The following is a 26,175-nucleotide window of genomic DNA, read 5'->3' as shown; positions in this document are numbered from 1 at the left end:
CATGCAAACGAAGAAAAATATAATAAGGAAGCAAGCGCCATGTGGGTTGACTATATCGCCATGAAGTATTTGCATTTACTGACCGTGGTTATCAGTATTATGCTGTTTGTATTACGTTTCTTCTGGAAATGTCGAGGCTCAGCGATGCTGGACAAACGCTGGGTAAAGATAACGCCGCATATCAACGATACGCTGTTGTTTGTTAGTGGTATCGTTTTAATCTTTATTACCGGATTTTATCCTTTCAGTCCGCAAGGAACATGGCTGACTGAAAAGCTGTTTGGCGTTATTATCTATATCCTGCTTGGCTATGTCGCATTAGGTAAGCGAACCCGCAGTCAGACTCGTCGCTGGCTTGCATTTATACTCGCATTGGGTTGCCTGTATTTAATTATCAAACTGGCAACAACTAAGTTACCACTGCTGATGGGATATTTATGAGTAGTATTGCTGATTTCGAATTTAACAATGCGTCCCTGTGTGATGGGGTGTTACTGGTGACCCAGGAGATTCGACAAGATTTTCCACTAGCTGATGTGCGTAATCAACTGCAACAGCTGGTCGATGATGCGCGGGCTGCTATGCCTGCCGATCTCAATCAAGATCAGCAATTAGAAGTGCTTATTGATCTGTTTTACCGCCAATGGAAATTTGGCGGTGCAAGTGGTGTTTATCGCCTCTCTGATGCTATTTGGCTGGATAAAGTTCTGCTTAAGCGGCAAGGGACACCTGTGTCGTTAGGCGTCATTTTCCTCTATATTGCCCATCAATTGGATTTACCTTTAATGCCCGTCATCTTCCCCACTCAATTGATTCTTCGTGCCGATTGGCTCGATGAAGAGATGTGGCTGATTAACCCGTTAAATGGTGAAACACTGAACGAGCACATGCTTGAAGTGTGGATCAAGGGTAATTTAGGGTTGAGCGCTGAGCTCGAAGACGAAGACTTAGAGGAAGCGGAAAACACCATTATTGTTCGTAAAATGCTCGATACGCTGAAAGCTGCATTAATGGAAGAGAAACAGATGGAGCTGGCATTGCGTGCGAGTGAGGCGGTATTGGCGTTTGATCCCGATGACCCCTATGAGATCCGTGACCGCGGCCTGATATATGCTCAGTTGGATTGCAATCACATCGCTATTTCTGATTTAAGCTATTTTGTCGAACAGTGTCCTGAAGACCCGATCGCTGAAATGATAAAAATGCAGATCCACTCCATTGAGCAGCAGCGGGTGACATTGCATTGATCGTTTTACTATCAAGGTTGTGTCGCAACAACAAGATAACAATTATCTGTATTGCCAATGCCTGTAGACATAATTTGCTGTAACTAATCTCGGTTTACCCTTCATAAAGGTATTTGTATGAAACAGAAAGTGGTTAGCATTGGCGACATCAAGGTCGCGAACGATTTGCCTTTCGTGCTGTTCGGCGGCATGAATGTGCTTGAATCTCGCGATCTGGCGATGCGTATTTGTGAGCATTACGTCACCGTGACCCAAAAATTGGGCATCCCTTATGTTTTTAAAGCCTCGTTCGACAAAGCCAACCGTTCTTCCATTCACTCATACCGTGGCCCCGGTTTGGAAGAAGGGATGCGAATCTTCCAAGATTTGAAACAGCAGTTTGGTGTGAAAATCATCACTGACGTGCATGAAGCCAGTCAGGCGCAACCGGTATCAGAGGTGGTTGACGTTATCCAATTGCCCGCATTCTTGGCACGCCAGACTGATCTCGTTGAAGCCATGGCCCGTACCGGCGCTGTAATCAACGTGAAAAAACCACAATTCGTTAGCCCTGGTCAAATGGGCAATATCGTCGAGAAATTCAAAGAGGCGGGTAACGATCAAGTGATTCTTTGCGATCGCGGCAGCAACTTTGGTTACGACAATTTAGTGGTAGATATGTTGGGCATCAATGTGATGGTGCAAGCCACTGGCGGGCATCCGGTCATTTTCGACGTGACCCATGCGCTGCAATGCCGTGATCCGTTCGGTGCTGCATCCGGTGGTCGCCGTGCTCAAGTGGCTGAACTGGCCCGCGCGGGTATGGCGGTGGGTCTGGCAGGGCTGTTTATCGAAGCACATCCAGAACCTAACAGTGCCAAATGTGACGGCCCATCAGCATTGCCATTGGCGAAACTCGAGCCATTCTTGGTGCAGATGAAAGCCATCGACGATTTGGTGAAGAGTTTCCCTGAGCTGGATACTAGCAAGTAACTCAGTTTCATGCGGTATTGCCAGTGGCATTAGCTATTGCGCTTATCCTGAGCATGAAAAGTAACTTGAGCATGAAAAGTAAAAGGCAGCCTTCTGGGCTGCCTTTTTTAAATCGCTGAAATCTGTGTTTTAAATACAACGTCGACATTCTAAAACAACGCCGCTATTTTGAATACAGCGCCTCCAAGGCTTCCGGCAGGCTAGTGTAGAAACTTAGCTTACCATCAATAGGCTTAACTCTGGCTCTTGCCAGCGTCTTCAGTGGTTGGAAAGGAATATCGGTAATAATGAGTTGCTGATCTTCCTTCAGCGCCTCAGTGAAACGCAGAAACGCATTCAAGCCACCGGCATCCAGAACGGGCACGGCATCCCATTGCAGAATGATCGTTTGATATTGCTCACTGCGGCCCAGTAACTCGCTAAATATTCGTTCAGCAGCCGCGAAGAACAGTGGCCCGTTAACGCGCAATATTAGCGTTTGCGCATTGACCGCTGCGGGTATTTCACTAAGCCGCGTCATACGTGCAATGCGCCGCATAAATAGCAGTGAGGCCAAGACAATTCCCACCGTAATGGCAATCACCATGTCGAACAACACCGTTAAACTCATACACAGCAACATCACAATAATGTCGTCTTTAGGCCCACGGCGCAGCAAATCGACAACTTTGTGTGCCTCACTCATGTTCCAAGCCACAATCAACAGTAGCGAGGCCATGGCGGCTAAAGGCAGATAAGACAGCATAGGAGCCAGCACTAACAAGGCCAGCAGCACCAGTAGGGCATGAACGATGGCAGATATGGGTGAGGTAGCACCAGCACGGACGTTTGCAGCAGAGCGGGCAATTGCCGCTGTCGCCGTGATCCCACCGAAGAATGGCGCGACCATATTCCCTAAACCTTGACCCACTAATTCACTGTTTGAATGATGTTTTTGTCCCGTCATACCGTCAAGCACAACTGCGCAGAGAAGTGATTCAATCGCCCCTAGCATCGCCATCGAAAAGGCGGCCGGCAGCAACGCAGAAAGGGTTGTCCAGTTTAAGGCAAAGTCTTGACCATTCGCGGCCGGTAGGTGCCAAGGTAAAACAAACTGCGGCAGGATCGGTGGAATGCCATGCCCTTGGGTTCCATCGGCCAGCAAATAACCAAAACGTGAACCGATAGTGGCGACCTGATGGTCAAATAGCGATAGCACGCCCATGACCGCAGTCCCCGCAACCAATGCTGGTAAGTGACCCGGTAACTTTAATTTTAGTCGCGGCCAAAGAATCAAGACCATTAGTGTGACGGTGGCAATTAACGTATCGCTGAAATTGATGGTGGGTAGGGCTTGCGCCAATGCGCCGACTTTACCGACATAATTTTCTGGCACTTCGCTCAGGTGTAAACCAAAGAAATCTTTCACCTGCATAGTGGCAATAGTAATACCGATCCCTGAAGTAAACCCTAAGGTGACTGATAACGGGATATATTCTATCAAACGGCCAAGTCGGCCTAAGCCCATACAAAGTAAAAATAGACCAGATATTAAGGTTGCGACTAACAGGCCAGCCAACCCGAATTGCTGTGATACCGGATAGAGAATAACGACAAAGGCCGCTGTTGGGCCTGAAACGCTATAACGGGAGCCACCGCTAACGGCAATAACAATCCCTGCGATGGCAGAAGTATATAAGCCGTACTGCGGCGGGACACCACTGGCAATCGCCAGTGCCATCGCCAAAGGGATGGCGATAATGCCGACAGTAACACCGGCAATTATATCTTTTAGAAGTCGTTGAAGTGTATAGGTTTCTCGCCAGCAAGCGTCAATTATCGCGCTGAACGGTCTAATGCCGTTAATTCCGTGCGTTTTCATCTAAGGTCTAAACCAAATAAAGAAAAGACAAAATAAATGGCGGGCCAATAAGGGTCCGTCTCGAGTGGTAGATAACTACGATACGCCAAATAGGTGACTGAGATCTAGATGTATATCAATCTCTACCGGAATTGAGATAACAGCCCCTTTTAAAAAGGGTAATAAGTAGACAGTTTCATTGTGGCTGTGAGAATTTCACTTATTGCTAAATTGAAAGTGATATTTATCGGTGCTAGCCAGTCTTTTTTGCACTAAGCATTGGAAATGGAACATTAGCCTAGCATCGAAACGGGCGCTTATTCGACAGAGAAACAGCAATTCTAAGTGGCGGCGGGTTTTCCGAAAATATGGATAGATCCCAGAATGAAATTATTCCGCGATAAAGCCTATTCCATGGCTACTATTTAAGTTAGAAACTAGGGTAATAATCACGTTCAATGTTTAGGGATTCCGATGAAAAGCATCAGTTTAAAATATAATTTAACATCGATGGGCAATCGTTCACGCCAATGTTGGTTAAAAACAACTGTGAGAATTCAAAGGACTGACGATACACCATGAGTGAATTAGAATATCTTTCTACATTGTACCGAGATACTTGCGTAACCTATGCAACGCTCTCGATTAGTTATTTTGTTTTAAGTAAAAGCAGTGCCTTCTCCTATCGTGGGGATGTGTGGAAACGTGTCGTCTTTGGTCTGGTTGCGGGGTTGGTTTCGCTCTATCTCAATCAGGACCAGTGGATTATTTCAGGTTCGTTTTTTTACAGTTTTGAGATGATCCCAATTGTTTTGGTCACGTTCTATGGCGGTTGGTTGAGTGGTTTGACGGCGTTAGTTATCAATATTGCCTTTACTGGGTGGCTGACATTAGATAATGCCCTAATCGCTATCATTTTTATTTCGCTGTTACTCGCTAAAGTCTGGACGAAAAAAAATAATCGCGTCTTTTACACCACCATTGTCTTGATCGCTATTTACCGAATGGTCGTCGCAGTCCTCATCGTGCCAGATAAATTACTCTGGACGCCGATAGTGGTGTATCAACTAATTTCTGCTCTTTGCTTAGCAATTTGTTATCACGCACTCAATTTTAAAGAGCGCCATATTGACGCTTATTTCACGATGAAGAATCGGGCGAATATTGACAAGCTGACTCAACTGAATAACCGGGCAAGTGCCGATTATCGGTTGGCAGCGATCCATAGTAGCCGGCAAGCCTGTGGATTAATGATTATGGATATCGACCACTTCAAGCATGTGAATGACACCTACGGACATGAAGGAGGGGACTTATTGCTCGCGGCCATAGGAAGATTATTAACTGCAAATGTTCGCGACAAGGATTTCGTGGGGCGTTTTGGTGGCGAGGAATTTATTATCATTACCTACAGCCATGATCCAGACGATATTAAAGGGGTCGCTGAGCGAATTCGCCAACAGGTTGAGAAATTAAGCGTGGAATTACCTGATGGTCGCAAAACCAGCGCCACGATATCCATTGGTGCTTCGCTGTATTTACCCGGGATGTCGATGCTAAAAGCCATGAAAATGACTGACGATGCCCTTTATCTGGCAAAAAAACAGGGCAGGAATCAGGTCGTTTACAGCCGATTAATGCCATTCTCGCCGCTGGGGGATCGTATTACTCGAGAAAGACGTCGCCGCAAATCAGCATGAGTTGAGATGTAGGAATATATCGTATCAAAGAAAAAGGCTCTGACTTTCGTCAGAGCCTTTCGCTCGAATATGGCGGTGAGAGAGGGGTTCGAACCCTCGATACACTTACGCGTATACACACTTTCCAGGCGTGCTCCTTCAGCCACTCAGACACCTCACCGTACGTTGCTGCGCTAAGCACTGCAACGGGGCGGTACTATAGGGATCCGCGGCTTGATGGTCAAGCAGAATTTATTCGTTGCCATTCATCTGCTTATTCTGCGCTCAGATAGGGTGAAACGCAGGCAAATCAAGGGGTATCACGCCAATATCGAATGTCAGGAAGGGGCTAAAATGAAATAAAAAAAACGGCAATCGAGCCTCAAATGCAGGGGAGATACGCCTGATTTGTGTCAATTGCCGCTTAATTTTACTGTCTGTACTTAATTGTATTGCCACTGCATAAATCTTACTATCGCGACATTGTGCATACATTGTCACGATTGAATATGGCGGTGAGGGAGGGGTTCGAACCCTCGATACGCTTACGCGTATACACACTTTCCAGGCGTGCTCCTTCAGCCACTCAGACACCTCACCGTATGTTATCAACCACGTTAAACGTGCTCGACCGGCGTAATGTAGGCAAAAGTGTGTTCAGCGTCAACCCTCTTATGTCGCCTTTATTACTGATTAGCCAAAGTTATATCAGTTTGCTGATTTCATCGGCATTTCTTGCGGGTAGCACTTGCATCTGACCGTTAATCGCGGAAATCTAGCAGGTACTTTCGCAAGGAGCTGGCAAATAATGAATATTATTTTTTATCACCCGTTTTTTGAAGCAAAGCAGTGGTTGTCAGGGATAAAGTCCCGTTTACCGGCCGCCAATATCAGGCAATGGCGACGGGGAGATACACAACCCGCAGATTATGCGTTGGTTTGGCAGCCACCACAGGAGATGCTGGCAAAACGCACTGAGCTGAAAGGAGTTTTCGCATTAGGGGCCGGTGTTGATGCTATTTTAGATCAGGAACGCCGACATCCTGGGACATTGCCTGCTGGCGTGCCGTTAGTTCGGTTGGAAGATACGGGGATGTCCTTGCAGATGCAGGAGTATGTTGTTTCCAGCGTATTACGCTATTTTCGCCGAATGGATGAGTATCAGCTGTTACAGCAACAAAAAATCTGGCAGCCCTTGGAACCACATCAGCACGACAAATTCACCGTTGGGATACTGGGGGCGGGAGTCTTAGGCAAAAGCGTGGCGCACAAGCTTGCCGAATTTGGTTTCACCGTACGCTGCTGGAGCCGTACGCCAAAACAGATAGATGGCGTGGCCAGTTTTGCCGGTAAAGAAAAGTTCCCTGCTTTCCTTCAAGGGACACAATTATTGATTAATTTGCTCCCGAATACCCCTGAAACTGTCGGTATTTTGAATCACTCGCTCTTTTCACAACTGAATGCCAATGCTTATATCATCAATATTGCTCGCGGTGCACATTTGCTTGAGCGTGACTTATTAGCCGCCATGAACGCAGGGAAAATTGCTGCGGCGACCTTGGATGTGTTTGCTGAGGAACCCTTGCCTTCAATGCACCCTTTCTGGAGCCACCCACGTATCACTATCACACCGCACATTGCCGCAGTCACTCTGCCTGAGGCCGCAATGGATCAAGTGGTGGCCAACATCCAAGCCATCGAATCGGGTAGGGAGCCGCTGGGGTTGGTTGATGTCGAGCGGGGCTATTGATTGAGTGTGAAATAATTGATTTAGCACACAATGACGATTTCTGAGGTCTGCACTGCGGGGACAGGTATTTCTCAAGCAAGGTTTTTAGCGCTGCTGATGAGAAGAATTCCTGCTATCATTAGCGGGCTATATTTTGCCTGCAAATAAATGTTCCCCGCGTTAAAAGACTTTGTGGAGTAGTCATGTATCCTGTTGATTTACATATGCATACCATCGCTAGCACCCATGCTTACAGTACGTTGCACGATTACATCGCCGAGGCTAAGCTCAAAAACATCAAGCTGTTCGCCATCACTGACCATGGCCCAGACATGGCAGATGCGCCACATTACTGGCATTTTATGAATATGCGAGTCTGGCCGCGTCTGGTGGATGGGGTGGGTATTTTACGCGGTATTGAGGCCAATATTAAAAATTTGGACGGTGATATCGATTGTACCGGCCCGATGCTTGATGCCATTGATCTGCTGATCGCTGGCTTCCATGAGCCTGTTTTCCCGCCACAAGATAAGGCCGCCAATACTCAAGCGATGATTGCCACCATGGCGCAAGGCAATGTGCATATTATTAGCCACCCCGGTAACCCTAAATACCCGGTTGATATTCCCGCCATCGCAGCAGCAGCGGCTAAATACAATGTTGCCTTAGAGCTGAATAACTCATCATTTAGCCATTCACGCAAAGGTAGTGAACCGAACTGTCGTGCGATCGCCGAAGCTGTTCGTGATGCTGGCGGCTGGTTGGCCTTAGGTTCCGACTCTCATATCGCTTATTCATTGGGTATTTTCGAGCATTGCGAACGCATTATTGCGGATGTGGATTTCCCAGAAGCGCGTATTTTAAATGTCAGCCCGCGCCGTTTGCTGAATTTTCTTGAGCAACGAGGCCGTCCCGGCATCCCTGAATTAGCCGATTTATAATATTTCAGTGACGTTGTCACTGTTAGTTTCGAAGCGTGATAAAAAAACAGGAAGATGTAAATGAATGATTTTTCTCTGGTATGCCGGATCCTTGGGTCGCTCTTCTATCGCCAGCCACAAGACCCGCTACTAGAACCGCTGTTTACGCTGATCAGTCAGGGCAAATTGGAACAACATTGGCCGCTGGAACAAGGCGAGCTACTGGCCCGTTTGCAGCAAGAATATCAGCCTGATGCGCTGGCGGCAGACTATCAGGCAATGTTCGTCGGTGATGACCGCAGTGTCTCGCCTTATGGTTCTGATTATGATGATGCGCGTCCCGAAGCCGACGTCAGGGCCTTTTTGCAACAGCGCGGTATGCCATTAGGTGATGCCCCGACAGACCATTTTGGCGGGCTATTATTAGCGGCATCTTGGTTGGAAGATCAGGCAGCAGAAGATGAAGTTGCCGCACAGACTGAACTGTTTGATGAGTTTCTACTGCCATGGTGTGGCCGTTTTCTTGGCAAAGTAGAAGCGCATGCGACCACGGGTTTTTATCGTACATTGGCGCAGTTGAGCCGCGAGGCATTGCAGGCGTTGTGGGATGAGTTATCAGAAATGGGCAGTTCGGAAGAATAATACGACTTTCCGTTATTGGCGCTACCGCTATTCTGGCGATGTTTCCTCACCAGAATAGCGGCTCAACGGAACTTGCTCACACATTGTCATGCCAGTAACGTTGAGTTGATAAGCTTGAACAGGGTTGATTAATCAGTCAGTGGGATGACTAATTGGCCTGGTTTTACTTCTAACCCTTTCGCCAATTTCTTCGCCATCGCTTCCGCTTTACTCTTATCGCCATCTAACACATAGGCGGGTTGCTGATCAAAGTATGACTTCAGTGACTGATTCAAATAAGGCGTGAGCATCTTCATCACCGAGTCCATCTTCTCCGGTTTAACGGTGTAATCCGTTAGCTCCATATCCTTGAGGAAGATAGCGCCTTTTTCACGATCAAATGTCGGCTGCGCTTTTAATGTTAGTGTCATATCGGCACTTTGGGGGCCGAGAATAGACGTGATATCTACTTTCGCGTTACCCGTTAATGTGACTTTACCCGGCTCTGCACGGCCAATCTGGCTCTGCAACTGCGTTAGAGTGATATGGGCATCAGCCAGACCCGGAATGCCAATCTGTTTCTCGTAGTTATTATGCTTTTGCAGGTAGTCATTCACTTCCTGCTCACTTAGGGTGTATTGCGTCAGTTGGTTGCAGCCGACCAGCGTTGCAGTTGCCAGTAGCGCCGCCGCGCCCCACATTATTTTCTTCATTAAAGCCTCATAGCAATTTGCACAATCACATCAAACAAAACGAATTTTCCCGATAATAGCCGGTTAATCTATTGCTTTGTATCACTAACCGCCATTTTATCTGGGTAACGGTTGCTTTGTATTCTTAATTAACGTTTTGTTTGGGTGTGAAGGTATAAGCCGAGTTTGAAATTGCCGCGATAGTGGGGCAATGTTGGACTATTGCCAATCAGATAAGCCTGAATAAGATGTTCAGGTGACTTATTGGCCGCTCAACATCGCGGATTCAATCCGGCGTTGATTAAATTGCCAGTACAATCCGATTAAGGTCACTAAGCCAATCAGGCCCAACATAAACCACGGCAATTCCGGCATTTCTAGCGTTCGACCAGTATCGTACATCCAGCCACCACCGGTATAACCTAGTGCCCCACCCAACGCCAAACCGAGACGGCTAAAGCCCATATAGCTGCCGCGAGCACGTGAATCTGCCAATGACGCCCCTAACGTTTCGCGGGCGGGTTCGGCAATAATCGAGCCGATGTAGAAGAAGCAAATAAACATAAAGAGTGTTTGTAGATGGCTAATCAGGCCGATCGGGAACAAGCTGAGTGTCATGATCAGTAAGCCAGCCATTAAACGCTGCTCAAGGCTAAAACGTTTCTCGCTCCAGCGGGCAATGGGGTAGAGCAATGTTAAGGAAAGCGCAGCCTCAATGGCATACATCCATTTTACTGCGGCGGGTGAGCCGGCAACTTCATTAACCATGATTGGCAGCATGAGCATCACTTGTACTGCGAGCATGTAATAACCGGTTAGCGTCAGCACATAGGTGACGAAGCGACGATCGCGTAGCACCCTCATCAGCCCTTCTTTCATAGGAGCACGCACGGTAGAGATGCGATAAGCAGGTAGTAACCAAAGATTCCAGCCTGCGGCTAAGACGAAGATTGCCGCACCTGTCCAGCAAACAAAATGGAAATCGTATTGCAGCAACCAACTCCCGATCAGTGCGCCAATCACAGCGCCAGCACTGTCTTGCATCATCAGCAATGAGTAAAAACGGCCGCGCTCATGAGGTCGAGTGAGCTTAATCACCAATGCGGTACGGGGTGGATCGAATAAAGTGCCACCTAAACCGGATAAAGCACATGCGAGCCAGAGTATCCAAGGTTCATCGGCCATGGCCATTAACGCAAAGCCTGCTGCGCGCATTAGCATGCCAGTCACTATCATGGGTTTAGCGCCGAAACGGTCGGCGATAGCCCCACCGAAAATGCCCAGTCCTTGCTGGACCAGTTGCCTTAATCCCAAGGCAAGACCCACGATCAATGCTGCCCAACCCATTTGATCGACAAATCGGATAGAGATGAGTGGGAACACGACAAAGAAGCCCAACACCACTAATAAGTTATCAAGCAATAAAAAGTACTTACCCAAGCTCCGAGCTTGCGATACCAAGGCCATGCTTCACCGTCAGAAATTAACTAAGGAGGGAATAGAAACTACGCATATGATTTGTAGCCAATATAGTTTGTACCCAAATCATCAGAAACGATAGGGGTTAGATTGATAATATTTTTTTATCGTCAATACGTTACCTCAGCAACAGATTCATAATAAAATGAATTATTAGCATTTCAGCGACGTCATTTTGCTGTATTGATGTGGGGAAAGAGTACAAGCGTAGTTTTACGTAGCGCCTACGTAACAGGTATATTGAACCCGCTAAATGCTATGTAATGTGCAGCATACCGCCAAGGGGAGCAGATGTTCGGCTATCATTCAGCAACACCTAAAATACGCTTGACCACTGATCGTATGTCATTGCGGCTGGTCCATGAGCGTGATGCTTATCGCATGGCGGAGTATTACGCTGAAAATCAGACATTTCTCAAGCCGTGGGAGCCGGTGCGCGATCAAAGCCACTGTATGCCGTCAGGGTGGCAGGCGCGGTTGGGAATGATCATGGAGCTGCAAAAACAAGGCAGCGCCTACTATTTCATTTTGTTAGATCCTGAAGAGAAAGAAGTACGCGGTGTAGCAAACTTTAGCAATGTTCTGCGCGGCTCATTTCACGCCTGTTTTTTGGGCTATTCACTCGGTGAACGCTGGCAGGGTCAGGGGTTAATGTTTGAAGCGTTACAACCGTTGATTCGCTACATGCAACGGCAGGAGCGGATGCACCGTATTATGGCTAATTATATGCCGCATAATCATCGCAGCGGCAGTTTACTTGAGCGCCTAGGTTTTGAGCGTGAAGGCTACGCGAAGGATTATTTATTGATCGACGGTCAGTGGCGAGATCATGTGTTGACGGCCTTGACTAACAAAGAATGGACACCCAATCGCTGAGGTTAGGATGAAACACACTCTAAATGCGCTCGAAGCCCGAGTGATAGGCTGTTTGCTGGAAAAACAAGTCACGACGCCTGAGCAGTATCCGATGTCGCTCAATGGTGTGACGGTGGCGTGTAATCAAAAAACCAACCGTGAACCGGTGATGGAATTATCTGATTCCGACGTGCAGCAAACGCTGGATTTTTTGCTAAAAAAACATCTTATTCGGACTCAAAGTGGCAACCGAGTCATGAAATACGAACATCGTTTTTGTAATTCTGAGTTTGGTAACCTTAAATTTTCGCCTGCGGAATTGGCGGTCATCACTACGCTATTATTACGCGGTCCGCAGACTCCCGGTGAATTACGCACTCGCACAAATCGGATGCATGAATTTGCTGATGTGGCTGAGACAGAAGACATTCTGAATCAACTCTCTCTACGTGAGGACGGGCCATTTGTGGTGCGTTTAGCCCGTGAGCCGGGTAAACGTGAGAGTCGCTACATGCATTTGTTCAGTGGCGATATCGCGCCAGCATTGCCAGACGAAGACAATGCCGTTGGTGGAACCCGCGCCCTTGAAACGCGAGTTGCGCAGTTGGAGCAACAAGTTATGGCGCTGACCCGCCGTTTGGATGAAGTTTTGATCCAGTTAGATGATTGATAAGGATGATATGAAAAAACTGCGTGTAGGGATCGTCGGGCTAGGGGGGATTGCCCAAAAAGCCTATTTACCTATCTTGACTCAAGCGTCGGACTGGCAGTTGGTGGGGGCCTTCTCACCTAATCAGATTAAGGCGCAACCGGTGTGCGACAGCTATCGTATGCGCTATTTTTCGCGTTTAGATTCACTCGCCGAACAATGCGATGCCATTTTTGTCCACAGTAGCACAGCCAGCCATTTTCAAGTGGTGAGTGAGTTGCTACAGGCTGGCATCCATGTTTATGTTGATAAACCGTTGGCCGAAACGTTGGCGCAATCTGAACAGTTGATCGCGCTGGCTGCAAAACAACGTTTAGCGTTAATGGTTGGCTTTAACCGCCGTTTTGCGCCGGTATATCAGCAGCTAAAACAACAGCTGGCTTCTCCAGTTTCGTTGCGGATGGAAAAGCACCGCCAGAACGGTATCGGCCCCAATGATGCCCGTTTCACGTTACTCGATGATTACCTTCATGTGGTGGATACGGCTCTGTGGCTCGGAGGCGAGCCGGCAAAATTAACGACTGGCACGTTACAGACGAATGCTCAAGGTCAAATGCTGTACGCGGAGCATCATTTCGAGGCAGGGCAGTGTTCAATCACCACCAGTATGCACCGTGATGCGGGTACTCAACGCGAAAGTGTGCAAGCAATCAGCCCCGGCAGCTGTTACCAGATCAACAATATGCACCAGTGGCAACAGGAATCTGAGGGGCAGATTATCAGTTTGCCGGTGCCCAGTTGGCAAACTACGCTGGAACAACGAGGGTTCGTCGGTGCTGTGCGTCACTTTATCACGGCGGTGAATAACCAAACGGCACCTCAAGTCTCGGGCGAAAAAGCGATTTATGCACAACGCATGATAGAAGCGATGTTACAGCCTCAGGCTGCGGGCTAAATATAGGGTAGGTGAGCGTGAGTAAAAGCTCATCTGCCTCAGCAAGTTGTTACATTTTACGATAGCAATTCACGGCCGGTTACGTAGACTAGCGGCTGTTTTATATCGTGTTAGGGCCACCGTTAGTTAATGGCCACTATTGGGTAGAAGCAGCGCCTGCGGAATGCAGGCGTTACTCTTTACGGCGTATTTGAAAAACAGATCAAAAAAATTGATCGGAAAACAGATCACAACCCCAGATCAGAAAACCTATGAATTTACTGAAATCACTGGCAGCCGTCAGTTCAATGACCATGTTTTCCCGCGTATTGGGCTTCGCTCGTGATGCCATAGTGGCGCGAGTTTTTGGTGCGGGTATGGCGACGGATGCCTTCTTTGTGGCATTCAAATTACCGAATCTCCTACGGCGTATTTTTGCCGAGGGTGCATTCTCACAGGCTTTTGTGCCTATTCTGGCGGAATATAAAAGTCAGCAGGGCGAGGAAGCGACGCGCACATTTGTGGCTTATGTCTCCGGTCTGCTAACCCTGATACTGGCGGTTGTCACCGTGTTGGGTATGCTAGCCGCGCCTTGGGTGATTTTTGTCACAGCCCCCGGTTTTACCGATAACGCCGATAAGTTTGCGTTAACCTCTGCACTGCTGCGCGTGACGTTCCCTTATATTTTACTGATTTCATTGGCTTCACTGGTGGGGGCGATCCTCAATACGTGGAATCGCTTTTCCATTCCTGCCTTTGCGCCGACCTTCTTGAATATCAGCATGATAGGTTTTGCACTCTTTGCCGCCCCTTACTTTAATCCGCCAGTGATGGCGCTGGCGTGGGCAGTGGTGGTGGGGGGCGTGTTGCAATTAGGGTATCAGCTTCCTCATCTGAAAAAGATTGGAATGCTGGTTCTGCCGCGAGTATCACTTCATGACGCGGGTGTCTGGCGTGTTATGCGGCTAATGGGCCCCGCGATCCTCGGGGTGTCAGTTAGCCAAATTTCTTTGATTATCAATACTATTTTTGCTTCTTTCCTCGTGTCCGGTTCCGTCTCTTGGATGTACTATGCTGACCGTTTGATGGAGTTCCCCTCTGGCGTATTGGGTGTGGCTTTAGGCACTATTTTGCTGCCATCACTGGCAAAAAGCTTCTCCAGCGGCAACCATGACGAGTACTCGAAACTGATGGATTGGGGTCTGCGGTTATGTTTCTTACTGGCATTACCCAGCGCAGTGGCGTTAGGCATATTAGCCAAGCCGCTGGTGGTATCACTGTTCCAATACGGTAAGTTCAGCGCCTTTGATGCTGCCATGACCCAACGCGCACTGGTGGCGTACTCAGTGGGTTTGATGGGGTTGATTGTGGTCAAAGTTTTAGCGCCGGGGTTTTACTCGCGCCAGAACATCAAAACGCCAGTGAAAATTGCCATTATCACCTTGATATTGACTCAGGTGATGAACCTGATTTTCATTGGGCCGCTTAAACATGCAGGGTTATCGCTCTCGATTGGTCTAGGGGCTTGCCTGAATGCCAGTTTGCTATATTGGCAATTGCGTAAGCAGCAGATTTTCCATCCACAGCCGGGTTGGGCCATTTTTCTGACTAAATTGGTTGTCGGCGTCATCGTCATGTCGGGGGTGTTGCTGGGGCTATTATGGGTGATGCCTGCATGGGATATCGGTGGGATGGCATATCGGTTACTACGCTTATCCGCGGTGGTGGTGGCGGGGGTCATTGCCTACTTTGCTGCGTTGGCATTACTCGGATTTAGATTGCGGGATTTTGCTCGGCGAACGAATTGATGACGCTATACCCGTGCTGGACAGCGTAAAAAGAAAAAGGCCCTTTGGGGCCTTTTTTATTGTCAATAATAGGTGAAAATTACATCCGTTCTACGGTGCGAATACCCAGAGTATCCAGACCTTGCTTGAGGGTTTTTGCCGTTAGCATCGCGAGTTTCAGGCGACTTTGGCGAATCTCTTCGCTTTCAGCATTCAGGATCTGGCAATGTTCGTAGAAGCTGGAGAATAAACCTGCTACGTCATACAGATAAGAACACATCACATGTGGCGTCCCTTCACGGGCGACCATCGTAATCACTTCTTCAAATTGCAGTAGGCGCGTGGCCAGTGCCGCTTCGCGATCTTCGGTGATCACCAGCGGCAATGTCAGGCTATTTTCATCGATGCCAGCACGCTTAAACACCGAAACGACACGGGTGTAGGCATATTGCATATAAGGTGCCGTGTTGCCATCCAGTGCCAACATGTTATCCCAGTCGAAGATATAGTCAGTGGTGCGGCTCTTAGATAAGTCTGCGTATTTCACTGCACCAATACCCACGGCTTCCACCACTTGCTGCAGTTCATCCGCAGGCATGTCCGGATTTTTCTCGGCGATCAGTTTACCGGCACGTTCAATCGCTTCATCTAACAAATCGGAGAGCTTAACAGTGCCACCTGAGCGGGTTTTAAATGGCTTTCCATCTTTGCCGAGCATCATGCCGAACATATGGTGTTCTAGCGGCACAGATTCTGGTACATAACCGGCTTTGCGCACGATAGTCCAAGCTTGCATCAGATGTTGATGCTGGCGGGTATCGATGTAATACAGTACGCGATCGGCGCCCAGCGTCTCATAGCGATACTTGGCGCAGGCAATATCTGTGGTGGTATAGAGGTAGCCGCCATCTTTTTTCTGGATAATGACGCCCATCGGCTCGCCATCTTTATTTTTATACTCATCCAGATAGACCACGGTAGCGCCATCGCTCTCTACTGCCAGACCTTTGGCTTTCAGGTCGGCGACAATGCCAGGTAACATGGCGTTGTAGAGGCTCTCACCCATGACATCGTCTTTGGTCAAGGTGACATTGAGGCGATCGTAAGCAATTTGGTTTTGCGCCATGGTGATATCCACCAATTTGCGCCACATTTGACGGCAATACTCGTCGCCGCTTTGCAGTTTTACCACGTAAGCACGAGCGCGTAAGGCGAAGGCTTCATCTTCATCATAGGTTTTCTTGGCTTGCTGATAGAAAAGCTCAAGATCCGATAAGTCCATATCACTGGCACTTTCGTTCTGCATTTTTTCTAAATAGGCGATCAACATACCGAACTGCGTACCCCAGTCACCGACGTGGTTAGCACGAATAACATTGTGTCCTAAGAACTCCAATGTCCGCACTGCGGCATCACCAATAATGGTTGAGCGTAAGTGACCGACATGCATTTGCTTGGCCACATTGGGTGCAGAGTAATCAACCACGATAGTTTGCGGTTCTACCGGTGAAACACCTAATTTAGGGGCAGTGAGCGCGTGTTCCGCTTGACTGGCTACCCATTGGCGATCGAGGAAGATATTAATAAACCCAGGGCCGGCAATTTCAACTTTGCTGGCAATACCTGCAAGATCGAGCAGTTCAATGACTTTTTCTGCCAGTTGTCGGGGTTGCATGCCCAGTTTTTTGGCGACGGCCATAACACCATTCGCTTGATAATCGCCAAATTGCGCTTTAGCAGATTGGCGAACTTGAGCTTCGCTACCTGCTGGAGCACCTGCTGCAATCAGCGCCTGGCTGACTTTGTCTGAGAGAAGAGCCTGAATATTCACCGGGTTACCTTAATTACGCACGAAAGAGACATTAATGACGCACAAAAGAATCTCTGTGCCAGTTAATTCAAACGGGGTCAGCGCCGAGCACGACAAAAATGAACCGTAGTGAGGCGGGCTGACAGCGAGTTAGTCGCAAGATGGCAGGATTTATATCATATTTGCCCTCCGACGTCAGCATCAGGGCGGTTGTTGCGGTGAAGAATACCCACAAATAGATCAACTGATTATTTTATTAGCAATGATGAGAAAAACATTATTAATTGAGCGGATAAAATATGGCTGTTACGGACTAATAACGGTAGATTATGGCCGCTTGACTGAAATCATTGCTTAAACGGAGAGCCAGATGCGCAGCCTGAAAGATATTGCTCAATTGCAGGACTTAATTATCGACTTACCGATTTTTGAGCAAAAACTCGCTAACTTCTCCGCCAAATTGAATTTGGATTTAACACAGTTTAGCGCTGATCATATTTCATTACGTTGCTATCAAACCGAAACGGCTGAACGCTGGCGCAGTGGACTATTGCAGTGCGGTTATTTAATGTCCGAGACGCAAATTAATGGTCGGCCAATTTGCCTGTTCGATTTAGTCAACCCCTTATCCGTTGGGCCATGGCAGATAGATTGCATTGAACTGCCGTATCCGGGGAAAACCCATTATCCCCATCAAGGCTGGGAGCATGTTGAGTTGGTGATATCTGGCGACCCACAAACTCTGAGGCAGAGAGCCAGAGCCTTATTACCGGCTGAGTTACCGGCCGGGATGACTGAAAAATTTAGCTCGCCGCAAGGGGAGCGTGAGCGTTTAGCCAATCCCACTCTCGCTGTTAGTGATGGTGAGATAACGATTAAGTTTCACCCTTATACTTTGCGGCAAATAATAGAGAGTGAGCATAACAACTAACGTCAATAGGTTATTTATTTCATTCTTGATGATCACTTATGGTTATCGCTGTGACTAACATCTACTCATGGACTCAAAATGAGTGCCATAGTAAGTGAATTGTATCGCTGATTCGATTTTGTTTTGCTGTGATTGATATATTAAGCATCCCAATTATTGAATAATGGAATTTTTTAATTCTAAGGTGATAGCTGTGCTTCGCTATCTATGTAAGCGATATATGTCCCAAAAATACGGGTGAAAATAACTGCCGCAGTGGCATCCATCAAACGGGGGAGAGAATGACGACATTGGAAATTTGTTGCTATAGCGTCGATTGCGCACAAGTAGCAGAAAAGGCAGGAGCCGACCGGATTGAATTATGCTGCGGTCAGTCCGAAGGGGGGCTAACCCCGAGTGCTGGTGCGTTAATGCAAGCCAGAGAAACCGTTACAATTCCGGTGCACCCGATCGTACGGCCTCGAGGCGGTGATTTTTGCTATAGCAACAATGATTTCGCTATCATCAAAAATGATATTGCTCGTATTCGGGATATGGGTTTTGCCGGTGTCGTGGTGGGGGTACTTGATACTGACGGCCATATTGATATGCCGCGAATGCGGGAAATCATGTCTGTCAGTGGCAACTTAGCCGTCACCTTCCATCGCGCATTTGATATGTGTCAGAATCCGATGGTGGCCCTGCAGCAACTCACCGATCTGAATGTGGCACGAATTCTTACCTCAGGTCAGCAGCAGAATGCGGAGTTGGGGCTGGTCTTGCTGAAAGATTTAGTGGCTGCAACACAGTCACATGGGCCGGTTATCATGGCTGGTGCAGGTGTTCGCCTGACCAATATGCAGAAGTTTATTGATGCAGGTATTCAAGAGTTGCACAGTTCGGCAGGCCGTTCAGTGCCATCGAGTATGAAGTATCGCAAGGCCGGTGTGACCATGTGCGCCGACAGTGATGTGGATGAGTTTGCACATTATTGTGTTGATGGTGAAGTGGTTGAGGCGATGAAGAGTTTGTTGGTGATGGGTGCACCGCTTTCACAAAGTGCTTAGTTCCTACGTACTTGAAGCGACAGTGTGGTTAGCGGCCTCGGTGATCAACTTGAGGCCGTTTTTTATCAGTAGGTGTTATGGTTTGCGTGCGATCAGCACAGCACGAAGCGGCGCAGGGTAACCTTCTATCGTTTTGCTCGCGTCTTGCGGGTCTAGAAACTCAGCTAACGACTCACTGGTCATCCAGTCTGTGCGGCGCTGCTCATCAGTGGTGGTCACCGCCATATCCGCGATTCTGACATCGACAAACCCGCACTTCTCCAACCACTCTTTCAACGCCGGTGCGGAAGGAATGAAATAGACATTGCGCATTTGAGCATAGCGATCTCCAGGCACCAATACTTGCCGGTTATCACCTTCAACCACGAGCGTTTCAAGCACTAATTCGCCTTCACTGACCAACTGATTTTTCAATTGATAGAGGTGATCCAGAGGGGAGCGGCGGTGATAAAGCACGCCCATGGAGAATACCGTATCAAAGGCCGCCAGTTCAGGTAGTTGCTCAATGCCTAACGGCAGTAAATGCGCGCGCTGATCGCCGCCGAGCAGTTTACGAATGGCTTCGAACTGGCACAAAAACAGCTGCATCGGATCGATACCCACCGCCAGGTGAGCCCCTTCACCAATCATGCGCCAAAGGTGGTAACCACTGCCGCAGCCAACATCCAAAATAGTGCGCCCAGCCAGTGGACTGATATGCGGCAACACGCGTTGCCATTTCCAATCAGAACGCCATTCGGTATCGATATCCAGCCCATATAAAGAGAAGGGGCCTTTGCGCCATGGCATTAAGGCGCGCAACATATTTTCCATGCCTTCACGCTGACCCGCAGAAATCGGCGGTGACATTTCAGCCCGCACGCCATCACGTAGATCTAAAGAGGTTGGCGTGAGTAGTGGCAAATGCTCGACCGCGTTAAACCACGTTTTAAACTTGCCGTGCAAGGATTCACGTTGCCAAGCGCTGAGTTGAGCGGGCAGGGTATCAAGCCACGGGCTTAACGGACCTTTGGCAATGAGCCGGTAAAAATCGCCAAATTCAATCATTGCGCGTCTCCTGCTTTCAGGGCAATCAGCGAACCAAAGTTAAAACATTGGAACCACACTTCTGCATGTTCGAAACCTGCTTGGTGTAGGCGTTGCTTATGGGTTTCAACGGAGTCGGTTAGCATGACATTCTCAAGCATGCTGCGCTTTTGGCTAATTTCCAGTTCGCTGTAGCCATTGGCGCGCTTAAAATCGTGGTGCATGTTAAACAGCAGTTCGCCGATGTCGCTATCTGCAAAATTGAATTTCTCGGATAACACAAGGGCACCACCTGGGCGAAGCCCTTGATACACCTGATTAAGTAGCCGTTGACGATCCGCAGGCTCAAGGAATTGCAGCGTGAAATTAAGCACGACCATTGAGGCGTTTTCCAACTGAATATCCAGAATATCGGATTCCACCACTTCGACAGGCGTATCAGCCCGAAAAGCATCGAGATGACGACGGCAACGTTCAACCATGGCGGGGGAGTTATCTACGGCAATGATTTTACAGCCGTCGGCTTTGATGTTGCGGCGCATTGATAGGGTAGCCGCGCCGAGCGAACAACCGAGATCGTATATCTGGCTGTGCGGCTGAACAAAACGCTCCGCTAACATGCCTATCATCGAAATAATATTGGAATAGCCGGGGACTGATCGCTGGATCATATCGGGGAACACTTCAGCGACTTTTTCGTCGAAGGTCCAGTCACCTAATTTGGCGATCGGGGCTGCGAACAGGCTATCACGCAGTGGCTCTGCTGCCCCAGATGGATGGCGTTGCGCGTCGTTTTGAGATTGAGTGTCGCGATTTGGCATGACTGTCATTGGCATTAACAAGAAATTTAAGGCGCGTATTATAACAGAAAAAGGTGTAGAGAAGCGCGATAAACCGTGGACAGGTCAGAGAACGGCGGGAAAGGCATGAAGGCGGGGATAACCCGCCCGAACTAACCGTGTTCCTGCGGCGTGCTTGCAGGGAACGGATAACGCAATAACAGGGTCAGGTTAGACTGAAAATCTGATCCCAAGGTAGGTAATAAATATTGGCGATAACCATTAATACCAAAGAAACATAAGTGGCACTCATCCCCGAGCGACGCCAGCGAATTTCGCGATGACGTAAACCATAATAATGTAGCAAGCGGCCAACGATCAGCATCAATCCGCAGAGATGAATCATCCACGTCAATGCACCATTCATCTCCATCATGATGAGTAAAATTACAGCGATAGGAATATATTCTACGGCATTACCGTGTACGCGGATGGCAGTCTGTAATTCATAAAAACCACCATCACCGTAAGCAACCCGATACTGGTTTCTTAACTTCACGACATCAAATGAAAGCTTGATCAATAACAGTGCGCCCAACACAACATAAAGCGAGCTAACCATTTTCAACTCCATTGCCCAACCATAGACTGGCTGAATAATGATAACCGCCTACTGGGTAACTGTCGCTAGAAAAATAACAGGAATGTCATTTCATGAGGTTAAGTTAACCGTTTGGAAAGATGAACTTAAAATAAGGTGTCTTGTTCAGGCCAATCGGGTGCCGGTGCTAGCGTAGGGATCGTTGCGGCCAAGTGTTGCCAAATCTTTTGTGCCTGTTGCGGGGAGTCGCCATTATCAGGTGTGTGAATGAATACATAAGGCTGATATTGCTGTTCCCAGAGGGGGAGTTTCTGCATCCAAGGTGCAAAGAGGGCCAAATTATCATCGAGCTGGTCGCCACCAATAAAACGCACCAGTGGTTGCCCTCCGGTGACGACGGCATGGACCGGTAAACGTGGCTTTTTACTCTGTGCATCTCGCACGGCGGGCGTTAAAGGCTTTGCCGCATGAATAGGGCGGCTATCTAAGATGACTCGATTAATAGAACGTTGGTGTAAGCCTTGATTCAGCGCCAATTCCGCAGCCCCTTTGGCGAAAAACTCAGGATGGCGTACTTCGACCCCGTAATGAAAACCATGAGGCAATTTATCCAAAAATTGCCATAAGCGGCCTAAATCTTGAGGCCCAAAGGCAGCGGGTAACTGTAGCCACAACTGACCAATACGCGCATGCAAAGGGGCTAGACACTGGTAAAAAGCATGCAGCTCTTGCTCGCATTCACGCAAAGCAGCCTGATGGCTGATAGTCGAAGGGAATTTAAAGCAAAAACGAAAACTGTCGGAGGTCATATCACGCCAGCGTTGCACGATTTCTAATCGAGGCAGAGCATAAAACGTCGTATTGCCTTCAACGCAATTGAAGTATCGGCTGTAGTCAGCGAGATCCTTGATGCCCAGCCGGTTCCAGGCGGGGTGTTGCCATTGCGGCAGTCCTATAAACAAATATCCTTCCTACTTGACGTTGCCGCGTTGTTAGCGGCGTTCATTCACCCGAATCACTGACTGGAGTCAGCTCATCGGGATTCACTCACTTGCTGCCTAGCCGCAACGCCAATTAGTTTGGATATTCCAGTTTAACGTGACGTTGCCGCGTTGTTAGCGGCGTTCATTTACCCGAATCACTGACTGGAGTCAGCTCATCGGGATTCACTCACTTGCTGCCTAGCCGCAACGCCAATTAGTTTGGATATTCCATTTTAACGTGGCGTTGCCGCGTTGTTAGCGGCGTTCATTTACCCGAATCACTGACTGGAGTCAGCTCATCGGGATTCACTCACTTGCTGCCTAGCCGCAACGCCAATTAGTTTGGATATTCCATTTTAACGTGGCGTTGCCGCGTTGTTAGCGGTGTTCATTCACCCGAGTCACTGACTGGAGTCAGCTCATCGGGATTCACTGATTGGAGTGAGTGATTCGGTTTTTATTCGCTCGAATTTAGCGTTATGCGCCCAGTGCTGCAAGCACTTCAGCGCTGCTACGCACACGTGATATCCGCGGGAAGATATTATTGACGGCAAATTGCTGCATCTCAGTGCTTGCGGTACTGCAACCATCTTCGGCAATCACTAATTCATAACCGTGCTCCCAAGCTGCACGGGCGGTCGACTCCACACCAATATTGGTGGCAATCCCGGCTAACACGATGGTTTTTATACCGCGACGGCGCAATTGCAAATCTAAATCAGTACCGTAAAACGCACCCCATTGATGCTTAATCACCTGAATATCATGCTGTGTAACAGCAAGTGCCTCAGGGAAGCTCCACCAATAATCAGGCAAACCACCCTCAGGCGGCGGGCTTGGTTGATCGACCGGTTGTTTAAGCGCATCGGCGAATGAGTCAGACCAACCTACACGCACAAATACGACCGGCGCGCCGAGTTCGCGGAATTTTTCCGCCAAACGGGCGTTAGTCGCGATAACCTGTTCAGCACTGTACGGGCCTTTGGCGTAGGGTAAAATTCCCTGTTGTAGATCGATCAACACCAATGCGGTGGTTTTAGCATCAAGTTTCATTGTGTCTAGCCTCGATATCATAACGTTTGATGATGGACGAAAGGGTTAAACTGACAGCCCATTTCTGCCAGCATATGTTATCGGCCAGTCCATAGTAGGGGGAAAATTTGTTAAATGATGTGTTAAAACACCGTCGAAAGGGATTAAGTCGTGCCTGAGCTGTGCGTTCGCTCTTATCTACGCCTCGAATTTCCTTTATAATAGCCCCCATTTTTCGACAGTCTTAACTCCAGAATACCTAAGAAAACAGCTGCACGGGCAGTGCATAACGCGTGCGGCATCGGCTGAGTAAAAGGATATTGTATGCGTACTGAGTATTGCGGGCAGTTGAATCTGTCCCATGTGGGCCAAGAAGTGACTCTTTGTGGTTGGGTTAATCGTCGCCGTGACTTAGGTGGCCTGATTTTTATTGATATGCGAGATCGCGAAGGCATCGTTCAGGTATTCTTCGATCCAGACCATAAAGCCGCTTATGAGCAAGCTTCTGAGCTGCGTAACGAGTTCTGCATCCAGATCACCGGTACTGTGCGTGCACGTCCTGATAGCCAAATTAATAAAGATATGTCGACGGGTGAAGTAGAAATCTTCGCTAACGCGCTGAATATCATCAACCGCTCTGAGCCGTTACCACTGGACTCTAATCAGACCAACAGTGAAGAACAGCGCCTGAAGTATCGCTATCTGGATTTACGTCGCCCAGAAATGGCTGATCGCCTAAAAAATCGCGCTAAGATCACCAGTTTTGTTCGTCGCTTCATGGACAGCCATGGTTTCCTTGATATTGAAACCCCAATGCTGACCAAAGCGACCCCTGAAGGTGCGCGTGACTATCTGGTTCCAAGCCGTGTACATAAAGGCAAATTCTACGCCTTGCCTCAGTCACCACAGTTGTTCAAACAATTACTGATGATGTCTGGTTTTGACCGCTACTATCAGATTGTAAAATGCTTCCGTGACGAAGATTTACGTGCCGATCGTCAGCCTGAATTTACCCAGATAGACGTTGAAACCTCTTTCATGACCGCCGACCAAGTGCGTGAAGTGATGGAGAAGCTGGTGCGTGAACTGTGGCAGGAAACCAAAGGTGTTGATCTGGGCGATTTCCCAGTGATGACTTTTGCGGAAGCCATGCGCCGTTACGGTTCTGATAAGCCAGACCTGCGCAACCCATTGGAATTAGTGGATGTGGCCGATCTGGTCAAAGAAGTTGAGTTTAAAGTCTTCTCCGGCCCTGCAAATGACGCTAAAGGCCGTGTTGCTGCACTGCGCGTACCGGGCGGCGCTCACGTCACACGTAAGCAAATTGATGAGTATGGTCAATTCGTCGGCATCTACGGTGCAAAAGGTTTGGCTTGGTTGAAAGTCAATGACCGTGCTGCCGGTATGGACGGAGTACAAAGCCCTATCGCTAAATTCCTCAGCGCTGAAGTGTTAGAGGCAATTCTGACCCGCACTCAGGCAGAAAGTGGCGATATTCTCTTCTTCGGCGCGGATAGCAACAAAATCGTGACTGATGCGATGGGCGCATTGCGTTTGAAAGTCGGGCGCGATCTGCAATTAACTCAACTTGATGTCTGGGCACCGCTGTGGGTTGTTGATTTCCCAATGTTTGAAGATGACAGTGAAGGCGGCCTGACGGCGATGCATCATCCGTTTACTGCGCCGAAAGACATGAGCCCAGAACAATTGGCGGCAGCACCGACCACAGCGATCGCCAATGCGTACGATATGGTGATCAACGGGTATGAAGTGGGTGGCGGTTCTGTGCGTATTCACCGTACTGAAATGCAACAGCAGGTATTTGGTATTCTTGGGATCAATGAGCACGAACAGCGTGAGAAGTTTGGCTTCTTGCTAGACGCATTGAAATACGGCACACCTCCACATGCAGGTTTGGCCTTTGGTCTGGACCGTTTAGTGATGCTGTTGACCGGTACGGATAATATCCGTGATGTTATCGCCTTCCCGAAAACCACGGCTGCGGCTTGTCTGATGACTGACGCGCCAAGTTTTGCCAACCCTGCTTCACTGCAAGAGCTGTCTATCAGCGTCGTGGCGAAGAAAGGTGCGGCGGAAGAAGAGAACCAGTAATGAATTATAAACGCCCCGAATCGATTCTGGCGGTTATCTACGCCAGATCCAGCGGTCGGGTGCTGATGTTGCAACGCAAAGATGACCCTGACTTCTGGCAGTCCGTCACTGGCAGTCTGGAAGAGGGGGAAACGCCGTTGCAAACCGCGCAGCGCGAAGTAAAGGAAGAAGTCGGCATCGATATACTGGGTGAGAACTTAGCGCTGCTTGACTGCCATCGCTGTGTGGAATTTGAACTCTTTGCGCATTTGCGCCGCCGCTATGCACCGGGTGTCACGCGGAATAAAGAACATTGGTTCTGTGTGGCAATACCCGAGGAGCGAGATGTGGTTATCACTGAACATCTTGCCTACCAGTGGCTCAATGCAGCAGATGCCGCCGCTTTGACCAAGTCCTGGAGCAATCAGCAGGCGATTGAAGAGTACGTCTTTTAGGCTATTTTGGAGATACT

Annotated in this window: 24 protein-coding genes and 2 tRNA genes; 15 read left to right on the top strand and 11 right to left on the bottom strand. The window is 48.5% G+C overall.

Features of this window, described 5'->3' with window-relative positions:
• The first annotated feature begins 39 nt into the window (after window positions 1-39).
• The 3 genes from DA391_RS12355 (at window position 40) to kdsA (ending at window position 2,219) form a co-directional block, all read left to right on the top strand.
• The gene (locus tag DA391_RS12355) at window positions 40-441 is read left to right on the top strand and encodes a SirB2 family protein (RefSeq protein WP_050081287.1); all 402 of its coding nucleotides are present in this window, start codon (window positions 40-42) and stop codon (window positions 439-441) included.
• Window positions 438-1,247 carry an invasion regulator SirB1 gene (sirB1, locus tag DA391_RS12350; RefSeq protein ID WP_019209799.1) on the top strand — a complete coding sequence of 270 codons (810 nt, stop codon included), beginning with the start codon at window positions 438-440 and terminating at the stop codon, window positions 1,245-1,247. The genes DA391_RS12355 and sirB1 overlap by 4 nt, the downstream gene beginning before the upstream one ends.
• Window positions 1,248-1,364: 117 nt before the next feature.
• Window positions 1,365-2,219 carry a 3-deoxy-8-phosphooctulonate synthase gene (kdsA, locus tag DA391_RS12345; RefSeq protein WP_049608141.1) on the top strand — a complete coding sequence of 285 codons (855 nt, stop codon included), beginning with the start codon at window positions 1,365-1,367 and terminating at the stop codon, window positions 2,217-2,219.
• A 163-nt stretch (window positions 2,220-2,382) separates the two neighbouring features.
• On the opposite strand, the gene dauA is transcribed toward kdsA, so the two are convergent.
• A complete protein-coding gene (gene dauA / locus DA391_RS12340; protein WP_050285549.1) occupies window positions 2,383-4,080 on the bottom strand; it encodes a C4-dicarboxylic acid transporter DauA in 1,698 nt (565 codons plus the stop codon).
• A 557-nt stretch (window positions 4,081-4,637) separates the two neighbouring features.
• Between dauA and DA391_RS12335 the strand changes: the two genes are divergently transcribed.
• Complete coding sequence (locus tag DA391_RS12335; RefSeq protein ID WP_050081285.1) at window positions 4,638-5,759, top strand: GGDEF domain-containing protein; 1,122 nt, start codon at window positions 4,638-4,640, stop codon at window positions 5,757-5,759.
• A gap of 70 nt (window positions 5,760-5,829) precedes the next feature.
• Here the strand turns inward: DA391_RS12335 and DA391_RS12330 are convergent.
• Window positions 5,830-5,919, bottom strand: a tRNA-Ser gene (locus tag DA391_RS12330).
• Window positions 5,920-6,248: 329 nt separating this feature from the next.
• A tRNA-Ser gene (locus DA391_RS12325) sits at window positions 6,249-6,338 on the bottom strand.
• A gap of 208 nt (window positions 6,339-6,546) precedes the next feature.
• Between DA391_RS12325 and ghrA the strand changes: the two genes are divergently transcribed.
• The 3 genes from ghrA (at window position 6,547) to DA391_RS12310 (ending at window position 9,029) form a co-directional block, all read left to right on the top strand.
• A complete protein-coding gene (gene ghrA, locus DA391_RS12320; protein WP_108087747.1) occupies window positions 6,547-7,488 on the top strand; it encodes a glyoxylate/hydroxypyruvate reductase GhrA in 942 nt (313 codons plus the stop codon).
• A gap of 182 nt (window positions 7,489-7,670) precedes the next feature.
• Complete coding sequence (locus DA391_RS12315) at window positions 7,671-8,408, top strand: phosphatase (RefSeq protein WP_108087746.1); 738 nt, start codon at window positions 7,671-7,673, stop codon at window positions 8,406-8,408.
• A 60-nt stretch (window positions 8,409-8,468) separates the two neighbouring features.
• On the top strand, window positions 8,469-9,029 hold the full coding sequence (locus DA391_RS12310) for a TorD/DmsD family molecular chaperone (protein ID WP_050081282.1): 561 nt from the start codon (window positions 8,469-8,471) through the stop codon (window positions 9,027-9,029).
• Window positions 9,030-9,157: 128 nt separating this feature from the next.
• Here DA391_RS12310 and DA391_RS12305 read toward each other — a convergent pair whose 3' ends face one another.
• Window positions 9,158-9,721: a lipoprotein gene (locus DA391_RS12305; RefSeq protein ID WP_050081281.1), complete on the bottom strand. Its 564-nt coding sequence runs from the start codon at window positions 9,719-9,721 to the stop codon at window positions 9,158-9,160.
• Window positions 9,722-9,961: 240 nt separating this feature from the next.
• Window positions 9,962-11,167, bottom strand: a complete 1,206-nt coding sequence (mdtH, locus tag DA391_RS12300) for a multidrug efflux MFS transporter MdtH (RefSeq protein ID WP_050081280.1) — start codon at window positions 11,165-11,167, stop codon at window positions 9,962-9,964.
• Window positions 11,168-11,470: 303 nt separating this feature from the next.
• Here mdtH and rimJ point away from each other — a divergent pair, with 303 nt between their 5' ends.
• From rimJ to murJ, 4 genes are all read left to right on the top strand, one after another.
• The gene (gene rimJ / locus DA391_RS12295) at window positions 11,471-12,055 is read left to right on the top strand and encodes a ribosomal protein S5-alanine N-acetyltransferase (protein WP_050081279.1); all 585 of its coding nucleotides are present in this window, start codon (window positions 11,471-11,473) and stop codon (window positions 12,053-12,055) included.
• Window positions 12,056-12,062: 7 nt separating this feature from the next.
• Window positions 12,063-12,704, top strand: coding sequence for a YceH family protein (locus DA391_RS12290; protein WP_098904490.1), 642 nt, complete (start codon window positions 12,063-12,065; stop codon window positions 12,702-12,704).
• On the top strand, window positions 12,697-13,638 hold the full coding sequence (locus DA391_RS12285; protein WP_050081277.1) for a Gfo/Idh/MocA family protein: 942 nt from the start codon (window positions 12,697-12,699) through the stop codon (window positions 13,636-13,638). Before DA391_RS12290 ends, DA391_RS12285 begins: the two co-directional genes overlap by 8 nt.
• 251 nt (window positions 13,639-13,889) lie before the next feature.
• Entirely contained in the window at window positions 13,890-15,425 is a 1,536-nt protein-coding gene (gene murJ, locus DA391_RS12280) for a murein biosynthesis integral membrane protein MurJ (protein ID WP_050081276.1), read from the top strand.
• Between the two features lie 79 nt (window positions 15,426-15,504).
• On the opposite strand, the gene argS is transcribed toward murJ, so the two are convergent.
• Window positions 15,505-17,235, bottom strand: coding sequence for an arginine--tRNA ligase (gene argS / locus DA391_RS12275; protein WP_050081275.1), 1,731 nt, complete (start codon window positions 17,233-17,235; stop codon window positions 15,505-15,507).
• 349 nt (window positions 17,236-17,584) lie between these two features.
• Between argS and DA391_RS12270 the strand changes: the two genes are divergently transcribed.
• Both DA391_RS12270 and cutC read left to right on the top strand, forming a co-directional pair.
• Window positions 17,585-18,145 (top strand): VOC family protein, encoded by a 561-nt coding sequence (locus tag DA391_RS12270; RefSeq protein ID WP_050285552.1) that lies wholly within the window; start codon window positions 17,585-17,587, stop codon window positions 18,143-18,145.
• Window positions 18,146-18,426: 281 nt separating this feature from the next.
• On the top strand, window positions 18,427-19,191 hold the full coding sequence (gene cutC / locus DA391_RS12265) for a copper homeostasis protein CutC (protein WP_108087745.1): 765 nt from the start codon (window positions 18,427-18,429) through the stop codon (window positions 19,189-19,191).
• A gap of 75 nt (window positions 19,192-19,266) precedes the next feature.
• Here cutC and cmoB read toward each other — a convergent pair whose 3' ends face one another.
• From cmoB to DA391_RS12240, 5 genes are all read right to left on the bottom strand, one after another.
• Window positions 19,267-20,238, bottom strand: a complete 972-nt coding sequence (cmoB, locus tag DA391_RS12260) for a tRNA 5-methoxyuridine(34)/uridine 5-oxyacetic acid(34) synthase CmoB (RefSeq protein WP_050081272.1) — start codon at window positions 20,236-20,238, stop codon at window positions 19,267-19,269.
• On the bottom strand, window positions 20,235-21,038 hold the full coding sequence (gene cmoA / locus DA391_RS12255; RefSeq protein WP_050081271.1) for a carboxy-S-adenosyl-L-methionine synthase CmoA: 804 nt from the start codon (window positions 21,036-21,038) through the stop codon (window positions 20,235-20,237). The genes cmoB and cmoA overlap by 4 nt, the downstream gene beginning before the upstream one ends.
• 184 nt (window positions 21,039-21,222) lie before the next feature.
• Entirely contained in the window at window positions 21,223-21,618 is a 396-nt protein-coding gene (locus tag DA391_RS12250; protein WP_019209819.1) for an MAPEG family protein, read from the bottom strand.
• Between the two features lie 125 nt (window positions 21,619-21,743).
• Window positions 21,744-22,559, bottom strand: coding sequence for a DUF72 domain-containing protein (locus tag DA391_RS12245; protein WP_050285554.1), 816 nt, complete (start codon window positions 22,557-22,559; stop codon window positions 21,744-21,746).
• Between the two features lie 498 nt (window positions 22,560-23,057).
• The gene (locus tag DA391_RS12240; RefSeq protein WP_050081269.1) at window positions 23,058-23,633 is read right to left on the bottom strand and encodes a hydrolase; all 576 of its coding nucleotides are present in this window, start codon (window positions 23,631-23,633) and stop codon (window positions 23,058-23,060) included.
• Between the two features lie 303 nt (window positions 23,634-23,936).
• On the opposite strand from DA391_RS12240, the gene aspS reads away from it, so the two are divergent.
• Window positions 23,937-25,724: an aspartate--tRNA ligase gene (gene aspS / locus DA391_RS12235; RefSeq protein ID WP_019209822.1), complete on the top strand. Its 1,788-nt coding sequence runs from the start codon at window positions 23,937-23,939 to the stop codon at window positions 25,722-25,724.
• Complete coding sequence (gene nudB, locus DA391_RS12230) at window positions 25,724-26,158, top strand: dihydroneopterin triphosphate diphosphatase (RefSeq protein WP_050081268.1); 435 nt, start codon at window positions 25,724-25,726, stop codon at window positions 26,156-26,158. Before aspS ends, nudB begins: the two co-directional genes overlap by 1 nt.
• Window positions 26,159-26,175 lie beyond the last annotated feature (17 nt).

It is taken from the genome of Yersinia massiliensis (assembly GCF_003048255.1).
GTDB classification, from domain to species: domain Bacteria; phylum Pseudomonadota; class Gammaproteobacteria; order Enterobacterales; family Enterobacteriaceae; genus Yersinia; species Yersinia massiliensis_A.
This window is presented reverse-complemented; position numbering and strand designations above follow the sequence as displayed.

Bases quoted from the DNA above. Each gene is read 5' to 3' on its own strand.
- DA391_RS12355 (WP_050081287.1), top strand. From the start codon at position 40: ATGTGGGTTGACTATATCGCCATGAAGTATTTGCATTTACTGACCGTG.
- sirB1 (WP_019209799.1), top strand. From the start codon at position 438: ATGAGTAGTATTGCTGATTTCGAATTTAACAATGCGTCCCTGTGTGAT.
- kdsA (WP_049608141.1), top strand. From the start codon at position 1,365: ATGAAACAGAAAGTGGTTAGCATTGGCGACATCAAGGTCGCGAACGAT.
- dauA (WP_050285549.1), bottom strand. From the start codon at position 4,080: ATGAAAACGCACGGAATTAACGGCATTAGACCGTTCAGCGCGATAATT.
- DA391_RS12335 (WP_050081285.1), top strand. From the start codon at position 4,638: ATGAGTGAATTAGAATATCTTTCTACATTGTACCGAGATACTTGCGTA.
- ghrA (WP_108087747.1), top strand. From the start codon at position 6,547: ATGAATATTATTTTTTATCACCCGTTTTTTGAAGCAAAGCAGTGGTTG.
- DA391_RS12315 (WP_108087746.1), top strand. From the start codon at position 7,671: ATGTATCCTGTTGATTTACATATGCATACCATCGCTAGCACCCATGCT.
- DA391_RS12310 (WP_050081282.1), top strand. From the start codon at position 8,469: ATGAATGATTTTTCTCTGGTATGCCGGATCCTTGGGTCGCTCTTCTAT.
- DA391_RS12305 (WP_050081281.1), bottom strand. From the start codon at position 9,721: ATGAAGAAAATAATGTGGGGCGCGGCGGCGCTACTGGCAACTGCAACG.
- mdtH (WP_050081280.1), bottom strand. From the start codon at position 11,167: ATGGCCTTGGTATCGCAAGCTCGGAGCTTGGGTAAGTACTTTTTATTG.
- rimJ (WP_050081279.1), top strand. From the start codon at position 11,471: ATGTTCGGCTATCATTCAGCAACACCTAAAATACGCTTGACCACTGAT.
- DA391_RS12290 (WP_098904490.1), top strand. From the start codon at position 12,063: ATGAAACACACTCTAAATGCGCTCGAAGCCCGAGTGATAGGCTGTTTG.
- DA391_RS12285 (WP_050081277.1), top strand. From the start codon at position 12,697: ATGATTGATAAGGATGATATGAAAAAACTGCGTGTAGGGATCGTCGGG.
- murJ (WP_050081276.1), top strand. From the start codon at position 13,890: ATGAATTTACTGAAATCACTGGCAGCCGTCAGTTCAATGACCATGTTT.
- DA391_RS12270 (WP_050285552.1), top strand. From the start codon at position 17,585: ATGCGCAGCCTGAAAGATATTGCTCAATTGCAGGACTTAATTATCGAC.
- cutC (WP_108087745.1), top strand. From the start codon at position 18,427: ATGACGACATTGGAAATTTGTTGCTATAGCGTCGATTGCGCACAAGTA.
- cmoB (WP_050081272.1), bottom strand. From the start codon at position 20,238: ATGATTGAATTTGGCGATTTTTACCGGCTCATTGCCAAAGGTCCGTTA.
- cmoA (WP_050081271.1), bottom strand. From the start codon at position 21,038: ATGCCAAATCGCGACACTCAATCTCAAAACGACGCGCAACGCCATCCA.
- DA391_RS12250 (WP_019209819.1), bottom strand. From the start codon at position 21,618: ATGGTTAGCTCGCTTTATGTTGTGTTGGGCGCACTGTTATTGATCAAG.
- DA391_RS12240 (WP_050081269.1), bottom strand. From the start codon at position 23,633: ATGAAACTTGATGCTAAAACCACCGCATTGGTGTTGATCGATCTACAA.
- aspS (WP_019209822.1), top strand. From the start codon at position 23,937: ATGCGTACTGAGTATTGCGGGCAGTTGAATCTGTCCCATGTGGGCCAA.
- nudB (WP_050081268.1), top strand. From the start codon at position 25,724: ATGAATTATAAACGCCCCGAATCGATTCTGGCGGTTATCTACGCCAGA.